We start from the raw sequence: 17,030 nt of genomic DNA on the forward strand, positions 1-17,030 counted from the left end.
GACAGGGAGCAAGGTTATCCGGGGCGCTTCGTATAATCTTTCGCCACACCATACCTGATACCAGAGATTGATATGGCGCCACCTTGCGAAAGATTATGCTCGTTTTCCCTGAACAACACGATCAAGGATCATTGCACAGAAAAGAATAGCAAAACCAGCCAGAATGCCCTGTCCAACGGATGCATATTGAAGTGCTTCGAGCACATCTTCTCCAAGACCTTTAGCTCCAATCAAAGAAGCAACAACAACCATAGCCAAACTCAACATAATTGTTTGGTTTATCCCGGCAAGTATTGAAGGAGCTGCCAATGGCAAATCAACTTTGGTTAAAAGATACCATTTGGTTGCTCCATAGGCGATTGCCGCTTCACGAATGGTCTCAGGCACCCCCCGAAGCCCCAACACAGTCAAGCGTACAACTGGTGTGCCACCAAAAATCATTGTGGTGACAACTGCAGCTGGTTTGCCTGTTCCAAAAAAGGCAATAACAGGGATCATAAAAACAAAAGCGGGCATTGTTTGCATAAAATCCATTATAGGTCGGATTACAGTATAAATTCTAGGACGGCGAGCACAGAACAATCCAATTGGAATACCGATTACAATAGAAATACACGCCGCAGTGCCTAACAAAGCTAACGTAGTCATAGCTTTTTCCCAAAACCCGAGGAAACCCATATAAGCAAGAAACCCTGCGACATAAATTGAGGCGCTAGTCCCGGCAGAAAGCCATGTAAGTAAAAGAATAAAACTTGCTATCACAATCCAAGGCGTATCAACAAACAACACTTCCAACCCGTCCAAAACAGCGCGAATACCAAACGTGATTATATCAAAGAACCACTGCCCTGACAGAATAATGAAATCAAAAAACTGTTCGACTTTGGCTATTGCATCAAGTCTGAGTTGCGGATCGGTTGGAAACTTTGAAAACCATCCAGTGATCTCAGGAAAGCTGTAATGAACAACACTTATAGAGAAAACCAAACTGACAAAAACAATACTGATACCTGTACGGAGAACATTTAAGCCAGATGCAATCGTGTTATCAGACAACCAGTCAGAAAAACGACGTTCAAGAGCAGAGTTGGCAATCACCCCTTGGGCGATTTTAACCAGAACCAAGACAATCAAACCTAAAACAGCAACCCAAATTGCACTTGCTTCAGCTAATGCAGCTTCTGCCTGAATATCACCAATTGCCTGTTCCAATGATTCGATATTTCTTTGAAAAACATCAACATTGTCAGCCTGCTTTTTAATTGCCGCTTCCAGTTGTTGCCGGCGGAAATCCAGTGTTCCCTCTATCTGCGCAATCCGACTATTTGCCTCGGCACCAAGATCTCCGAACAAACCACGCCCGAGTTGAATTAAGGCAAAGGTTTCCACGATGATAAAGGTAAGCGCCCAATTCCACAGGCCACGCATACCAAACCAGATTGGCCCCAAGAAGGCCGCCATCAAGTTAAATGTCCATGAAAACCCCGATTTAGCACCAATCTTCTCGAAATTCTCTTTATAATACTTTGCGTTTGTTACAACGAATTCGGTTAACAGCGTTTCATTATTACTGGTCATGACGTTTCCGTTCCTTCAATCACTGTACGTAACAAATCGGCACGTGTAATAACCCCAATTCGCTTTCTTGTTTTATCAATAATAGCAACAGGACTTTCAGTCTCAATAGCAGCTTCAATCAACACACCAAGATCAGCATCTTCAAAAAACTCTTCGACGTTTTCGTTAAGACTTCCATTTTCTGCTTCATATTCAGAAAGCTGCTGCATTACTGCGTGCGCACGCACGACTTTCAGTCTTGAAATACCTGCAACAAAATCCGAGACATAATCATCCACAGGATTCATGACAATATCTTCTGGCGTTCCTGTCTGAATAACCATCCCGTCACGCATAATTGCAATACGATCACCAATACGAACAGCTTCATCCAGATCATGTGTTATAAAAACGGTAGTTTTATTCATCTGGGCTGCCAGCTTCATGAACTCGTCCTGCAACTGACGTCTAATAAGAGGATCAAGTGCAGAAAAAGGCTCATCCATTAACAAAATTTCAGGATCTGCAGCAAGTGCACGTGCTAATCCAACGCGCTGTTGCATCCCACCGGAAAGTTCATGGGCAAACTTATTTCCCCATGGCGTCAAATCAACCATGTCGATGGCTTTCATTGCGGTTTCCAGCCGCTGGTTTTTATTGACACCTCTTATTTCCAAAGGCAAAGCAACATTATCTAGAACAGATCTATGCGGCATAAGGGCAAAGTTCTGAAACACCATGGCAATATGTTCATTGCGATATTGTCGCAAGGTGTCTGGGTCCATCGCCATAATGTTCTGCCCATTAACGTTGATCGAACCAGCTGTCGGTTCCAGCAGTCGATTTATATGACGCACAAGTGTAGATTTCCCTGAACCAGAAAGCCCCATGATACAAAAAATCTCACCAGGTCGAATATCCATTGAGGCATTAGCGACACCGACAACACAATTGTATTTTTCTAAAACTTGCTTCTTGCTGATATTATTGGCTTCAACGTCAGCCAAAGCTTCTTTTTCCCGTGCGCCAAAGATTTTCCATACACCGGAAATTTCGATTGCATTTGATTGTGACACAACATACCCCATTAGCCTTTTTTACGATGCCACGCTTAATGGCGCGGCGTCGTATTTTTTATTAAAGGGATTACAGGCCTAACCAGCTATCAACTCTGTCAGAATTTTCTGCAACCCAATTTTTAACGACTTCCGATGGATCATCTCCACCTTCAATCTGATAAGCGAACTCAGATACCATCTCAGCATCAAGCTGCATGTTCTGCAACAATTCAGCAATTGCAGGAGAACGTTCAATCAAAGATTTAGAATAGGCAATTTGTACTTTTTTAAGAGCATCAGCTGACATTACTTTAGATTTGTTAAACCAGTCTGGATCATCAGATGGTTGAATAGCAATATACTTGGCTGGATCATGCTCTGGTTCGGATAAAGGAACAATATCAAACTGATACCAGATGGCATGAGGTGCATAACAATAAAATGCATACCCAATCCCCTTACGAACACTATCACCAACAGTAGCAGTCATAACCGCCTGATCTGCACGAATTGGCTCCATAAAAGGCATCAATCCATAATCACGAACTTTTACTTCATTCACATTAGCAGAGGCCCAACCAGGCGCACCAATCCAGATTTCACCCTTGCCATTACCATCACTGTCCATCAAAGAAGCTATTTCCGGGCGGGCAAGATCAAAAATTGACGTAACATTATTTGTTTCAGAAAACTCTTTGGAAACACAAAAGCTTTGTCGGCCTTCATACGGTTTTTGAGACAAAGCAACAGTGCCAGCCCCTTCTACGTATTTTTTTGTAAAACTTTCCTGATTTGGTAACCAAACATCCGGATGGACATCAATATCTCCCTTACCTTGGTGCATTGCCTGAAAAATACTTGCATTATTACCTGGCACCAGTTCGGCTTCGCCACCAATTCGTGTTTCCACAACTTCAGCAATCAAGTGTGCAATAGCTTGTGCTCCCGTCCATGCTGGTGCACCAATTTTCACCTTCTCACTCGCAATCGCCATTGACGACGAAACCATTATAGTTGCGGCAAAAGTTACTCCGAGAATTTTGTGCTTCATATTATTCTCCACTGTTCTAATACGATCTCAAGCACCGGAAGCCGTTGATCATTTTATGATTAATTTTAATTTTTGTGAGACATAAGCCTCTGTCTTTCATTTCCTCGCCGGTAAAAACTTTCTTAGAATTGAATTAAAGAGTTCAGGGTTTTCCATATGAGCGTTATGTCCACAATCAGGCATTACAGCCAGACTGCTCTCTTTAATTCCTGTCCATAACGATTCTGGTTGAGTCCAATCATAGGATTGATCCCTATCTCCCCACAAAACCAACGTTTTCTGGCAAATGGATGACATGGCATCACGTCCATCCCATGTCTCCATCGCTTTCAGGCCTGCCAACGCTGTTTCAGTAGTCACATTATTATTCGAAGATGCACATTCCTGATAACGCAAAGCATGTTTGCCATTAATAAACCACGTTGATGCTATGCGTTCTGCAGTGCTCTTCACGCCATCGCTTCGCAGTCGTTTTCTTGACTCGTCCAATGTCTCAAATCGATTAGGCATCATTCCTAAAGGGCCTGTACCATAGCAAATCAGGCAATCCACTCTCTCCGGAGCCAATTTGGTTATATGCTGAGCAATCATTCCTCCCATCGAATGACCAACCAGATGAAATTTCTGAATATCAATTTTGGAAAGAAAATCTAATACTTGATTGGCGTATCCCTCTATAGTAGTACACGCTTTCTGATGATAACTGGTTCCGTATCCAGGTAATTCTGGCGCAATAACATCAAATTCCTGACTAAAAGCCTGAATTTGATCGATCCATGCTTTTGCCCCTCCTAAATAGCCGTGGATAAAAACCAGTGGAAATCCGCTTCCTGCCCTTATGTGAGCAAGTAAATCGTCATCCAAGTTATTTTTTTTGACGCCAAGCACGATATTATCCTTCGCACCTAAGCTACTTTTTGGCCTGAAAATAATTGTTGGTAAGCGAACAACGATGCCGCCCCACCCGTATGAATAAAGACAACATTCTCGCCTTTTTTCAAAACTCCCTGACGTATCAAGCCAATCATACCAGCCATCCCCTTACCAGAGTAAACCGGATCAAGAAAAATACCTTCTTGCTGAGCAACAATCGAAATTGCTTCAATCATGCTGTCTGTTGGTTGGCCATAGCCAGACCCAACATAATCATCATGCGCTTTTACCATATCGATTGCTAATTCTGTTTTAGTTCCAATAAGTTCAGCAGTCGCAGCAGCCAATTTATGAACATTCGCGATTTGCGCATCACGTTTAGCACGAACAGAAATACCAATGACATCAATAGGCGCGCTCATTGCGTGAAGGCCAGCCAAAATCCCAGCTTGCGTTCCGGCACTACCAGTTGCGTGAACAATCTTGTCAATTTTCAAATTAGTGCTATCAGCTTGATAAATTAGTTCTTCAGTTGCATTAGCATACCCCAGTGCGCCAATTGTATTTGAACCACCACCAGGAATAAAATATGGCTTCTTACCCTTTTCACTCAAGCTGTCGGCTAGAGACAGAGCCTCGGCATTCATATCTGCACCATTAGAGCGGAAATCATATTCACACTTCAGGATATCATCTAACAGAACATTGCCCGCAGCTTCATAACCATCACCCATGTTTTCGACACGACGTTCTAAAAGTGCATGACACTCCATACCAACAACTCTTGCTGCAGCGGCGGTTTGACGAACATGATTAGATTGTGTAGCCCCCTGTGTAACCAATGTGTCTGCTCCCTTAGCAAGAGCGTCAGCAACGAGGAATTCCAACTTACGTGTTTTATTACCACCAGTTGCCAAACCGGTACAATCATCTCGCTTGATATAAATATCAGGGCCACCTAATGATTTCGTTAGGTTTTCTAGCTTTTCAAGCGGGGTAGGAAAGTGACCAAGTTTAATTCGGGGAAAGCGGGCAAGATGCATTGTAGTACCGTTCTGTTTTTGATGTTGAGGTCGTTAAGAAGTCATACAAATGATAGAACGATGTTTAAAAAAATCTCCAATTCAAAGATTTCATTAAGTTATTCCATTATTGCATAACTCAACAATTTCAATTAATTTGACTGCCTGAAAGGCATAAAGTGGATATAAATTGGTTAAGAGATTTTGTTTGTTTGGGCCGCACACTTAACTTTACACGCGCAGCAGATGAAAGAAATATCACCCAATCAGCATTCAGCCGACGCATCAAGTCTCTTGAAAGTTGGATTGGTGTTCCCCTCGTTGATCGCGCAAACTTTCCTATCCGCCTGTCCCACGCTGGGGAACAATTTTTACCCGTCGCAAAAGAAGCCATTGTTCGTCTTAGTGAAGCCAGACAATCAATACGAGATCAAGATCAAGGGAACATCAAATTTGTACGTTTTGCGGTTCTTCATACAATCTCTGTTCACTACCTGGCCCCTCGTATAGAAGAGCTTGAACAATCCATTCAAGATTTACGTATCCGGGTCATCTCAGACAGCTTAAGTACATGCTGCCAACTTCTTGACGAAGCAGCGTGTGAGTTTTTGCTATGTTATCGTCATGCAGAAGTAAACCCGGTTTTGGACGAAGCAAATTTTGCGCGTAAAGATATTCTAATCGATCAATTGGTACCTGTTGCGGAAAAAAATACAGCTATATTAAATAAATGGACTCTACCTGGTCAACGTAGCAAAAATGTTCCTTATCTTGCATATGAAAGCAGTTCTTTTTTAGGCGAGGTCGTCGAACATATTATTGGCAAGAAATCAGCCCATCTGGATATACGCTATATGGACGGACTGGTAGAAGCATTAAAACGTCGTTTGATAACCGGCGGGGGGATAGCCTGGATGCCTTATTCAGCAATTAAAACTGAATTAGAGGACGGCCAATTGATTACCGTTGGGGATGAAAAATGGGAAACACCTCTCATATTATCACTCTATTGCGCACCAGATAAAATAGACACAATTGCAAAAGAAGTATGGAAGCAATTCTAAAATAAGTAATTAATAATATATCGATTTTAGCACTCCATTATATAATTCATTCAATTTCATACTTGTGAATTCCTACTTGACCTCAAGTTAACTTGAAGATGTAGAAGTTAGATGTATTCAACAAGAAGCTGGTAGAAATAATGGAAGAAGATTTTTGGCATAACAGATGGCAAAACAATCAAATCGGGTTTCATGAAGCAAAGCCCAATCCAAGATTACTTGACTATTTTCACGAATTGGATTTAAAGCACAAAAGTCGGATCTTTGTTCCGTTATGCGGAAAAACGCTTGATATTCAATGGTTACTGTCTCAAGGCCATCAGGTTGTTGGCGTAGAATTAAGCGATTTGGCCATAACACAGCTTTTCGCCAGTTTAAGTCTGGAGCCCGAAATCACCCAATCGGGAGAACTGAAACATTATCATGCAAAGAACATTGATATCTTTGTCGGTAATTTTTTTGACTTAAAACCATCAATCCTTGGACATGTTGACGCTATTTATGACCGGGCGGCCCTTGTCGCTCTGCCAGAAGACATGCGGCAGAAATACGCAAAGAATCTAATAGAAATTACCAATAAAGCCCCACATTTATTGTTGACCTACAGTTACGATCAAAGTTTGACCAACGGGCCGCCTTTTTCCGTTGATCAGGATATGGTTCAAACCTACTATAGCGACCATTATACTATAAATCTTCTTGGCTCAGAGCCTGTTCCAAACGGGTTACGTGGTCAATTTCCGTCAACACAAAGTGTATGGATACTAAAACCATGATTGCCCGTATCTGGACTGCACGTTTCGATCTTGCAAAATCTGATACTCTGAAAGCCTATGCTGACAGTAAATCACTCCCCTTCCTGAGCAGCGTCAAAGGAAATTGCGGCGTTCTCTTCCTCACCCACGAAGATGAATGGCAAACCATTACCTTCTGGCACAATGAAGCCGACTATCTAGCCATGGAATCTGACCCGGCCTACCAAGCGCTCAATCAAGGTATCTTAAACATTGATGCCATCAAGGAAGTCATTAGCGTTAAGATATTTAACGTCGATGCATCAAAAGGTGTCGCAGACCTCTAACCCTGGTCAAAGTCTTTAACATCCGTCATAAATCATCCCAACCGACCGGCGGGTCGTTTTCATCTTCAAGATCAAATTAGGCAGCTTATGGAAACATGGTACTACTGGGCAGATAATCAGGAATTTGGCCCTGTCACAAAGCTGGAACTCTACAAGCTATTCAAAACAAATGTCATTGCGGGCTATAGCTTTGTGCGCCCACAAAACAGTGACGCATGGCTTTCCTATAAAGAGCTGAAAATACGCAGAAGTGATTTCACTTGGGAAGAATTAAACGAAAAAAAGCTCAACAATACGATCCCGGTTGTAACTACATCAGAAAATATCAGCGATGCCAACACAGACGATGTCTGGAACGACTTCTCACCACATCCCTGGAGAAGAAGTTTTGCTCGCTGGATCGATATATCAATTTATGCGAACCTGATATTCTCACCTGCGATAACTGGCTTTTCGCCAGATGATCTGAACGATTTAATGCAGCATCCTACCATCGCCGAATTGCTCGTAATTTTGATTATTATACCAATGCTCTTTCTTGGTTTTGTTGCCTTCTTGAATGCAATTTCAACCGGAATCTTGGGTACAACAATTGGCAAGTATCTTCTTGGTGTAAAAGTCCTGACCAAAGATCATTTGCCACTTTCCATGAAACATGCAACAAAACGCGAAACCTTGGTTTTCATCAAGGGCTTTGCACTAGGGCTACCTGTTTTATCACTAATTACACAGATGTACGGGTACTTTGACCTCACGATGGATAAAGCGACCTCATGGGATAAAAGCATGGACACCGTCATTGTTCACAGAGAAAACAACGGCCTTCAACTTGTGATCTGTATTATTGCAATCGGCCTGTACCTATACTCCGCTCTAAGCCCCTATCCATATCATATAGCTTGGTTTTGAGCTCTAAGCTCACTCGACGAGAACAGCCGTCTTGCGTTCATCTGTATCCATCGGTTCAAAAATCGTTTCACAGAAATCAAAGATCTCGCGAGAGACTTCGAATTGAAAGGTTTCTGTCTGAGCTTCATTACGATGGTTCACACGATCCCACCTGGTCTCTTTATCCACATCCAGATAGTGCACTTGAAATTCACAGCCATGATCTTTCAGAAAATCAGCGACCCTTTCACGCTGACTTTTGGCAAAAAACCCTAAATCGAGAATAACAGAAATGCCCTTGCTTACGACTTTAAGCGTTTCTGCAAGCTGTTGACTTTCACACCGCTGCGTTCGCTCCAGCGCCCATGAATATAGCGGCGGATCGGGCATATCCATAAAGAACAGGGTCTTCATCCACTCATCAACAGAAAATATAATCGCGTTCTCACGTTTGGCTAACTGCGCCGCATAGGTACTTTTGCCCGCACCGGTATTCCCGACAATTAAATAAACACACGCCAATTCATAGGCTCCTATTTCTTTTTAGATTAATCTCTGCAGATCAGGACTTTCACCTAAACATTGAGATGGCTTTCATTTTGATAACGATAGAGCATGCTATAATGTTATAATCCAGATTATTTCGATCAAGCTCGCATGATTTCTGTCTCGAATAATTTCTATCAGGGGAATTACGTTTGTCTCATTTAACCGCATCCAGAGTACGCCTGTTCCTTATTCTCGTTTTTCTATCTGTCCTTGTGGGTTTTGCGGAAACATATGATCACTATACGCTTCATGAACCACCCAAAGACAATCTGACAGTTACCTTTGTTCGAGGAGGGTTAACCTGGCTGTTTGGAAGCTCTCTCTTATGGGCCTTCGAGATTTTTTTTGTCCCCAGTCAGTACGGCGTTTTCTTAAGAAAAATGTCCATTGTTTCAGCGATTTTCATCAAATCACTTGTCGTCGTTTGTATCGTTATGCTCACGGCCATTTTTAGTGGTTACGCCTTTCATGGCCGATTTAATTTAGAGTTTTTTACCGAAGCCCATTATATCCGGGTTCTGATCATTGTGGGTATCCTCTTTATCGCCCTGCAAACAGCAACACAGGTCATACGGATTGTAGGCGCGCGCGCCCTGATTAACATCCTGCTCGGGAAATACAGGCAACCTGTTCAGGAAAACAGGATCTTTATGTTTTTGGATATTGTTGGATCAACCACGCTAGCCGAAAGGCTTGGTGATCTGGGTGTTCAGCATATGATCAATGAATTCTTTTTCGACATCACAGAACCTATTTTGGAACACGGCGGCGAAATTCACCGTTATATCGGTGATCAGGTCATCGTTACTTGGCCCCTAAGTGCTGGCACAGCAAATATAAGAGTTATTCAATGCTGCTTTGCGATCAACCGCCTCATTAATGTCAAAGCCCAAAAATACGAGAAAAAATTCGGATTTGTTCCCGGTTTCCGTATCGGACTTCATGGTGGTCCTGTGGTCATCGGTCATTGTGGAGATCAGAAGCAGGAAATTTCATATTTTGGCGATACAATAAAAACGGCGGCGCGTATTGAACAGCAATGTAAAGTCCTGGATTGCCCCCTGATCATTTCGTCAGAGCTTCTAAACCGTATCAGTCTGCCTAAAGATTACATTGCACAGCACCTCTCTACTGTGCAGTTAAGAGGGCGTCAGGAAGAAACGGAGCTCTTTACCATCAAGGCCATTTAGTCATATCAACAGTATCAGTACCTTATCAAAATCGGATACCGCAACCAATACATGAGAAATCATTCCCCCCCTGATACACATGATACACATGATACACATGATACACATGATACACATGATACAAAATCCCAATTGACCTCGCATAAACAACCACAGATGATAAAAGCGTAAACATCCAGATATCAGTCAGATAATCATGTTGGAAAGCAATGAGTACGACGGATCAAATTGTCCCCCCACAGCAATCGCTGGATCAAATTCCGGCAAACCGTGCTCTGGTTGATCAACTCTATAGCCATGGGAAGATCAGCAAAGAAGCCAGAATTGAAGCCCTGCAACAGCTTATCCCTCATACGCAGTGGGTCATTTGGGCTTCGCGACTACTACTTGGCCTTGGGGTCTGTTTAATCTTATCTGGTGTGGTTTATTTCTTTGCCTTTAACTGGGCCAAGCTGTTACCTGCCCATAAGTTAGGGGGTGTTCAGTTTGCCATCATTGCCAGTATTATCAGTGCCTGCGTCTGTAGCCTGAACCGCCTTTCCGGTCAGCTCTCTTTGATATCAGCAAGTGTTTTTGTCGGGATATTTCTCGCCGTTTTTGGACAGATTTACCAAACAGGGGCCGATGCCTATCAGCTTTTCATGGTCTGGTCTCTGTTAATCCTAGGCTGGACGATCCTGTCCAAATTTGCCGCTCATTGGGTTCTTTGGCTTGTGATCTTTAATGTCTTTTTAGGTCTTTGGTGGGATCAGGTTGTTATTGCCCGGTCATTAGTAGAGCACGACTGGACACTCTTAATCCTGCCGTTTCTCGCATCTCTCAACGGCCTAGTCCTTTGTATACGCGAATTCTTAACACAAAAACCGTCTTACTCTTGGCTTGCCCCCAAATGGACCCGCTGGATTATTCTTATCCCGATCCTCATTGCTTTGAATATCCCGATTGTCCTGCTAATCGTTGATATTGATCAGGCTTATGACGGTGTGTTTATTGGCTCATTTATCGGCGTAATCGGACATATCTGTGTTTATGTCTATTACCGCAAAATCGTCAAGGATATCTGGTCATTGGCGGCGGTCATCATTTCAACGTTGGTTATTGTTGAGACCCTTGCCATAAGAGCTTTATTAGACATGCTCTGGGACGAAGAAGAACTTGGTCTTTTACTTATGGGTATTGCCTCTATCGGCATTATCACAGGATTTACCATGTACCTGAGATACCTGACCCAAGCGCTGAAAGAAGACACGGGGACCTCAAATGCCTAGTCCAGAGACAATTCAACATCAAGAACAAATGTCCGCAGCAGATCTTGTTAGCTTTCTGATGAACAAGAAGCTGATTACTGCCCCCGATGATATCAACAGCTTCATTCAGGATCAGGAACAGAACCCGGACATTCCAGTTTATCTGAAAATTCTATCAGGCATCGGGGCCTTTATCGCCTCTATCTGCTTTATTGGCTTTCTAGTCCTGATCGAGGTTATCAGCTTTAACAACACAGTGGGTGCCTTGACGACAGGCGTTCTCTTTATTGCGGGGGCAATCGGGCTTTACACTGTCACATACGATGACAATACAACGGGTAAAAACTTCTTCCTACAGGTTTCCTTTGCCTTGATGGGAACGGGAAAATTCCTTTTTATTTTCGCAACGGTAGAATGGTTCGGCGAAAGCTTGCTTGTTATTGCCCTGTCTTCTTTCCTCATCACCGCCCTGACCTATCCTTTCTATCGACTGCATGTTGAACGCTTCATGTCATCTTGCGGGGTATTGATTGTTATGCTGCTCAATATCCTCTGGGAAGATCATCTTATCTTACCAACAGACATCGCCTTTAACCTGTTCATGCTGATCCAGCTTGTCGCTTCTGGCTGTCTTCTGCTTTCCCCCAGAATTCCAGCTTTCTTTCAACCTCTGTCACAAGCACTGATCGTTAGTCTTGCAATCTCGGTACTCTTTCTGTCATCCTATAACGAGTTTGATTATCTCGGCAATCACCTCTTTATCTCTCCCTTTATCAGTAACATCTTGCTTGCTCTTGCCCTGACCCTCTTGATTATCTGGGCAGCTGGCGGAAAGGAATACATAAAACGCGAGCCCGTTATTGCCGGCATTATCGGTAGTGTCTTTCTCGCGATCCTCTCGGCGCCGGGCATTCTCTTGTCACTTGGCCTGATGATTTTTGGTTACGCCCGTCACGACAGGCTCTTCACCTTGTTTGGCTTCCTTCTGTTGCCCGTTTTTCTTTGGCTTTATTATTATAATCTCGACATTACACTGCTCGAAAAATCAATTGTTCTGGTTGCCAGTGGTGGCATCATGATTGCCGGAAAGTTCTATTTAAAACTCAGGGGATGGGATCGCGCTGCCCCCCAGATCCCAAAGGAAGATAGAAATACAGCCAAAGGAGACACATCATGCGACTGAAAATCATGATTGGCCTGACGGTTATTATTCTTCTGGTCCTGAACTACAGCATATATAAAAAAGAAGAGATTATCGACAAGGGAGAGACCGTCTTGCTGGAATTGGCTCCGGTTGACCCGCGCTCGCTTATGCAAGGGGATTATATGCGCCTGCGTTATGCCCTAGAAAACGATGCAGAGAATGATGCCGCAAACGCAACATCACCGGATGTAAAAAGCGGCTACATGGTTATCAGCGTCAACCCGCAACAAATCGCAAGCTTTGTCAGGTTTGATGACGAAACACCACTGGCTGATAACGAAAAACGCCTCTACTACCACAAAACCTATAGCAGGGTCAGAATTGTCCCGGACTCATTCTTCTTTCAGGAAGGACATGCAGACCGTTATCAGAATGCCCGTTATGGCGTCTTTAAATTTGATGACAACGGTAACCACATTTTAACAGATCTGGTTGATGAGCCAACCTCATAAGCAAAGTGTCCCTGATCTGATTTTTTGGTACAGGGCCGGTTTATCGCAGGATGGATTGATCCACATCCTTGATATCCCGCTTGCCGCACAAGGCCATGGTGATATCCATTTCGTTGCGGATAATCTCTAACGATTTACTCACGCCTTCTTTCCCCATCGCGCCCAGACCATAGAGGAAAGGTCGCCCGATATAAGTTCCTTTTGCGCCAAGAGCTATAGCCTTTAGCACATCCTGTCCGGACCGAATACCGCCATCCATGTGCACTTCGACTTTATCGCCAACGGCCTCTACTATTTCCGGCAACGCTTCGATCGAAGAAATTGCTCCGTCGAGCTGACGACCACCATGATTGGAAACAATGATGGCATCGGCCCCGGTTTTAAGAGACATCTTGGCGTCTTCGGGATCAAGAATACCTTTGAGGATCAATTTCCCGCCCCAACGCTCTTTGATCCACGCGACATCTTCCCATGACAACTTGGGATCAAACTGTTCTGCTGTCCACGAAGACAAGGAACTAAGATCCTCGACACCCTGTGCATGACCAACGATATTGCCAAAGGTGCGGTTCTTTGTGCCCAGCATACCAAGACACCAGCCCGGTCGTGTAGCCATCTGCCAAATATGGTGGGGGGTAAACTTGGGTGGTGTGGAAAGACCATTGCGCAAATCTTTATGACGCTGTCCCAGAATTTGCAGATCAAGAGTAAGGACCAAGGCAGAACAGCCCGCGGCCTTCGCGCGATCAATCAAACGTCCGGCAAAATCCTTGTCCCGCATGACATAGAGCTGAAACCAGAAAGGCTTGGTTGTTTTCTCAGCAACGGCTTCAATAGAACAAACTGACATGGTTGACAGAGTAAAAGGCACCCCGGCTTCTTCACAAGCTTGTGCCGCAAGAATTTCACCGTCTGCGCGTTGCATTCCGGTCAGCCCAGTTGGGGCAATAGCAACAGGCATGGACACGTCTTGTCCCACCATTTGACTGGCAAGGGTTCGATTGGTCATATCCACTGCAACACGTTGGCGGAACTTGATCTTCTGAAAATCGCTCTCGTTAGCGCGATAGGTCCCTTCGGTCCAGGATCCGGAATCTGCGTAATCAAAAAACATTTTTGGCACACGACGCTGGGCCAGCTTTTTCAGATCGGCAATTTCCAGAATCTGCGCCATGACATGTTTTCCTTTTTCTGTGATCAGGCTTCTTTGGACAAATAAAATATTGACATATTGGATAAATAATTTTACCAATCATGTAAAGTGGTAAAATATTATTACCAAAATTAAATAACAATCATTCAGGTAAGATGGCACTTAATAAAATACGTTCTGAAAAACTTGCGGATACTGTCGCAAAACAATTGGAAAACTACATTCTCGAAGGTGTTTTGCCGCCCGGGGAATACTTGCCAGCAGAACGTGATCTTGCGCAACAGCTGGATGTTTCCCGCCCTTCCCTGCGTGAAGCCCTGCATAAGCTGGAAGTTCAGGGGTTACTGGAAACCCATCAGGGGGGCGGAACGCTGGTTAAAAATTTCTTGGGCCCTTCCCTTACCAATCCTTTGACTGCAATCTTCCAGAACCATCCCGATACTGTTAATGACTTTATGGAATTTCGGGCCATTTCCGAAGGTAACGCCGCCTACTATGCCGCCGAGCGCGCCACAGATGCCGACCGGGCAATACTCACCGCCTGTATAGCCGAGATGGGCGCTGCCCATGAAAAAGGTGATCTGGAACTGGAAGCCAGTATCGACGCCGATTTTCATATGAACATCGCCGAAGCTGCACACAACGTTGTGCTTCTACACGTTATCCGGTCCTTGGTCGAAGTTCTAAAAAAAGGTGTCTTCCTAAGCCGAAAACAACTCTATACTCATCAGGGATCAAGAGACCGCTTGCTTGCCCAACATCATGCGATCTATGACGCCATCATCGCCGGAAAGCCCGACGAAGCCCAAAAAGCATCCCAAGATCACCTTGCCTACGTCCAGCAAGCAATCCGTGATCTGGAACGCGAAGATCATCGCATCGAAGTCTCAAAAAGACGCTTGGAACGCTTTATGGAAAAGCAAAGAAAAAGCAGTAAAAACGCAAAGAAAAGTTAGATTTTTTTTCAAACTCATAAACCAGAGACCGTTTTTTGAGTACCGATTGGTTGCGCTTTCTCTTCCTTTGACTGTCGAGCCTTGAATATTGGTTTCAGAAGATAATCCAGAATAGATTTCTTGCCGGTTAAAATTTCTACATTGGCGGTCATCCCCGGAATAATTTCCAACTCTTTGCCTTTGCTGACAATTTTATTGTCGTCTGTACGCAAATAAATCCTATAGAAACTCTCGCCTTCTTCATCTTTAATTGTACTTGCAGATATGCGTTCCAGCTTGGCTGTCATTCCACCATAGACAGAGAAATCGTAAGCAGAAACCTTGATTGTTGCCTTCTGACCCTTTTGCAAAAACGCGCGGTCAGATGGGCGGATTTTAGCCTCGACAATCAATGTATCGTCCAACGGAACAATTTCGACGATATCTTCGCCGCCGCGGATAACACCGCCAACTGTATTGCGCTTCAATTCTTTGACGATCCCATGAACAGGTGATTTCACATCCGTACGTCTGACGGTATCCGCCCCGGCTTCCATACTCTCTGTCACAGATTTTAGCTCTGATCGTGCTCTATTCAGTTCATCCGACAATTCTGCTTTGGTCGTCAGAATCATTTCTTCTACGCGCTGCTTTGATTCCAGCACGGCATCCCGTAACCGTGGAAGACTGACTCCCAGTGTTTTAATCTCCCCTTCGAGATCGACAATTTCCCGGTTCAGGCGAATAAGCTGCAGACGGGGAAGAACCCCTTTATCGACCAAAGGTTTTGTGATGCTACGTTCTTGCTGCGCAAGACCAAGCGAGTTTCGCAACTGTCCGATCCGGCTATTCGCTTCCGAGATCTCTTGTTCCCGTTGCCGTGTCTGATTTTCAATCACCTGTATTTGCGAAGACTGCTGGTTACTTCGTGCGGTATAAAGCGCCATCTGATCATCGACTTCATCAGCCGATGTCTCCATTTGCTCTTCGCTATAGACCAAGGGAGTACCGTTCAATTCCGCGGTCATGCGTATAACGGATACCGAAAGTATCCTCCGCTGGCTCTCCAGATCATCCGCGCTTGCTTGTGCCAACGAGTTATTAATCCGTACAAGAATACTGCCCTCTTCAACAATATCACCTTCTTTCACCAGAATTTCAGAGATAATCCCCCCCTCAAGGTTCTGAATAATCTGTGTCTTTTGGGCCGGTGTAAAGTTGCCTTCGCCCCGGGTTACCTCATCAAGTTCGGTCAGAGATGCCCAGATAAATAAAATAATAAAAAAGAAAAAAGACAGGAAAGTTAATACATAGGCGGCTTTACGCCCTTTACGAAGCTCGGCAGATTGCAAATCTGACATAAAGAGCAGATCTTCCTCTTTTCTGGACATGGAAGACATCGTCGTCTTTCCCTTCTGTCATCTAATTTTATTGAAGAGGATCTGCTACAATTTTTAAAGAGTGCAGTGCGTATAGTCAGCGTATTTCAAGCGCTCTGATAATGTTCGCCAAGACTATATACCTTTACCCGGAAAGGCGAGACATTAATATAAACCAATCACATAACTATGAAGAATTAGATAACGATAAGGAAACCCTCACTCTCTGTGATCAACGCAAAGATGGTCATCTGGGTAATATCCCCTAGCCCATAACAAACATAACAGGTTCAAAAAAATCTTTAGTCCTAAGCTCATGTAGTGAAA

Annotated in this window: 17 protein-coding genes; 9 read left to right on the plus strand and 8 right to left on the minus strand. The window is 43.9% G+C overall.

Annotated elements, in window-relative coordinates:
* Positions 1 to 93: 93 nt before the first annotated feature.
* The 5 genes from BKB51_RS01785 to cuyA form a co-directional block, all read right to left on the minus strand.
* Positions 94 to 1,578: an ABC transporter permease gene (locus BKB51_RS01785; RefSeq protein ID WP_085899377.1), complete on the minus strand. Its 1,485-nt coding sequence runs from the start codon at positions 1,576 to 1,578 to the stop codon at positions 94 to 96.
* Complete coding sequence (locus tag BKB51_RS01790; RefSeq protein WP_245813193.1) at positions 1,575 to 2,633, minus strand: quaternary amine ABC transporter ATP-binding protein; 1,059 nt, start codon at positions 2,631 to 2,633, stop codon at positions 1,575 to 1,577. Before BKB51_RS01790 ends, BKB51_RS01785 begins: the two co-directional genes overlap by 4 nt.
* Positions 2,634 to 2,703: 70 nt before the next feature.
* Positions 2,704 to 3,666, minus strand: a complete 963-nt coding sequence (locus BKB51_RS01795) for an ABC transporter substrate-binding protein (RefSeq protein WP_085899379.1) — start codon at positions 3,664 to 3,666, stop codon at positions 2,704 to 2,706.
* A 96-nt stretch (positions 3,667 to 3,762) separates the two neighbouring features.
* On the minus strand, positions 3,763 to 4,554 hold the full coding sequence (locus BKB51_RS01800) for an alpha/beta fold hydrolase (protein ID WP_198946598.1): 792 nt from the start codon (positions 4,552 to 4,554) through the stop codon (positions 3,763 to 3,765).
* A gap of 17 nt (positions 4,555 to 4,571) precedes the next feature.
* On the minus strand, positions 4,572 to 5,582 hold the full coding sequence (gene cuyA, locus BKB51_RS01805; RefSeq protein WP_085899380.1) for a D-cysteate sulfo-lyase: 1,011 nt from the start codon (positions 5,580 to 5,582) through the stop codon (positions 4,572 to 4,574).
* A 158-nt stretch (positions 5,583 to 5,740) separates the two neighbouring features.
* On the opposite strand from cuyA, the gene BKB51_RS01810 reads away from it, so the two are divergent.
* The 4 genes from BKB51_RS01810 (at position 5,741) to BKB51_RS01825 (ending at position 8,615) form a co-directional block, all read left to right on the plus strand.
* Positions 5,741 to 6,625 carry a LysR family transcriptional regulator gene (locus BKB51_RS01810; protein WP_085899381.1) on the plus strand — a complete coding sequence of 295 codons (885 nt, stop codon included), beginning with the start codon at positions 5,741 to 5,743 and terminating at the stop codon, positions 6,623 to 6,625.
* 140 nt (positions 6,626 to 6,765) lie between these two features.
* A complete protein-coding gene (tmpT, locus tag BKB51_RS01815) occupies positions 6,766 to 7,401 on the plus strand; it encodes a thiopurine S-methyltransferase (RefSeq protein ID WP_085899382.1) in 636 nt (211 codons plus the stop codon).
* Entirely contained in the window at positions 7,398 to 7,706 is a 309-nt protein-coding gene (locus BKB51_RS01820) for a hypothetical protein (protein WP_085899383.1), read from the plus strand. Before tmpT ends, BKB51_RS01820 begins: the two co-directional genes overlap by 4 nt.
* Before the next feature lie 87 nt (positions 7,707 to 7,793).
* Complete coding sequence (locus BKB51_RS01825) at positions 7,794 to 8,615, plus strand: RDD family protein (RefSeq protein ID WP_085899384.1); 822 nt, start codon at positions 7,794 to 7,796, stop codon at positions 8,613 to 8,615.
* Positions 8,616 to 8,624: 9 nt separating this feature from the next.
* Here the strand turns inward: BKB51_RS01825 and BKB51_RS01830 are convergent, their stop codons facing one another.
* A complete protein-coding gene (locus BKB51_RS01830) occupies positions 8,625 to 9,116 on the minus strand; it encodes a P-loop nucleotide/nucleoside kinase family protein (protein ID WP_158090112.1) in 492 nt (163 codons plus the stop codon).
* A 176-nt stretch (positions 9,117 to 9,292) separates the two neighbouring features.
* On the opposite strand from BKB51_RS01830, the gene BKB51_RS01835 reads away from it, so the two are divergent.
* The 4 genes from BKB51_RS01835 (at position 9,293) to BKB51_RS01850 (ending at position 13,236) form a co-directional block, all read left to right on the plus strand.
* Positions 9,293 to 10,333 carry an adenylate/guanylate cyclase domain-containing protein gene (locus tag BKB51_RS01835; RefSeq protein WP_085899386.1) on the plus strand — a complete coding sequence of 347 codons (1,041 nt, stop codon included), beginning with the start codon at positions 9,293 to 9,295 and terminating at the stop codon, positions 10,331 to 10,333.
* A 209-nt stretch (positions 10,334 to 10,542) separates the two neighbouring features.
* A complete protein-coding gene (locus BKB51_RS01840) occupies positions 10,543 to 11,601 on the plus strand; it encodes a DUF2157 domain-containing protein (RefSeq protein WP_085899387.1) in 1,059 nt (352 codons plus the stop codon).
* Entirely contained in the window at positions 11,594 to 12,763 is a 1,170-nt protein-coding gene (locus BKB51_RS01845) for a DUF4401 domain-containing protein (protein WP_085899388.1), read from the plus strand. Before BKB51_RS01840 ends, BKB51_RS01845 begins: the two co-directional genes overlap by 8 nt.
* Complete coding sequence (locus tag BKB51_RS01850) at positions 12,754 to 13,236, plus strand: GDYXXLXY domain-containing protein (RefSeq protein ID WP_085899389.1); 483 nt, start codon at positions 12,754 to 12,756, stop codon at positions 13,234 to 13,236. Before BKB51_RS01845 ends, BKB51_RS01850 begins: the two co-directional genes overlap by 10 nt.
* A 40-nt stretch (positions 13,237 to 13,276) precedes the next feature.
* On the opposite strand, the gene BKB51_RS01855 is transcribed toward BKB51_RS01850, so the two are convergent.
* Positions 13,277 to 14,410 (minus strand): alpha-hydroxy acid oxidase, encoded by a 1,134-nt coding sequence (locus BKB51_RS01855; RefSeq protein WP_085899390.1) that lies wholly within the window; start codon positions 14,408 to 14,410, stop codon positions 13,277 to 13,279.
* A gap of 134 nt (positions 14,411 to 14,544) precedes the next feature.
* Between BKB51_RS01855 and BKB51_RS01860 the strand changes: the two genes are divergently transcribed.
* Entirely contained in the window at positions 14,545 to 15,345 is an 801-nt protein-coding gene (locus tag BKB51_RS01860) for an FCD domain-containing protein (protein ID WP_085899391.1), read from the plus strand.
* Positions 15,346 to 15,359: 14 nt separating this feature from the next.
* On the opposite strand, the gene BKB51_RS01865 is transcribed toward BKB51_RS01860, so the two are convergent.
* Positions 15,360 to 16,724: an HlyD family type I secretion periplasmic adaptor subunit gene (locus BKB51_RS01865; RefSeq protein WP_085899392.1), complete on the minus strand. Its 1,365-nt coding sequence runs from the start codon at positions 16,722 to 16,724 to the stop codon at positions 15,360 to 15,362.
* Between the last annotated feature and the right edge of the window lie 306 nt (positions 16,725 to 17,030).

Origin of the sequence: Kiloniella majae, assembly GCF_002118315.1 — a bacterium.
Taxonomy (GTDB): domain Bacteria; phylum Pseudomonadota; class Alphaproteobacteria; order Kiloniellales; family Kiloniellaceae; genus Kiloniella; species Kiloniella majae.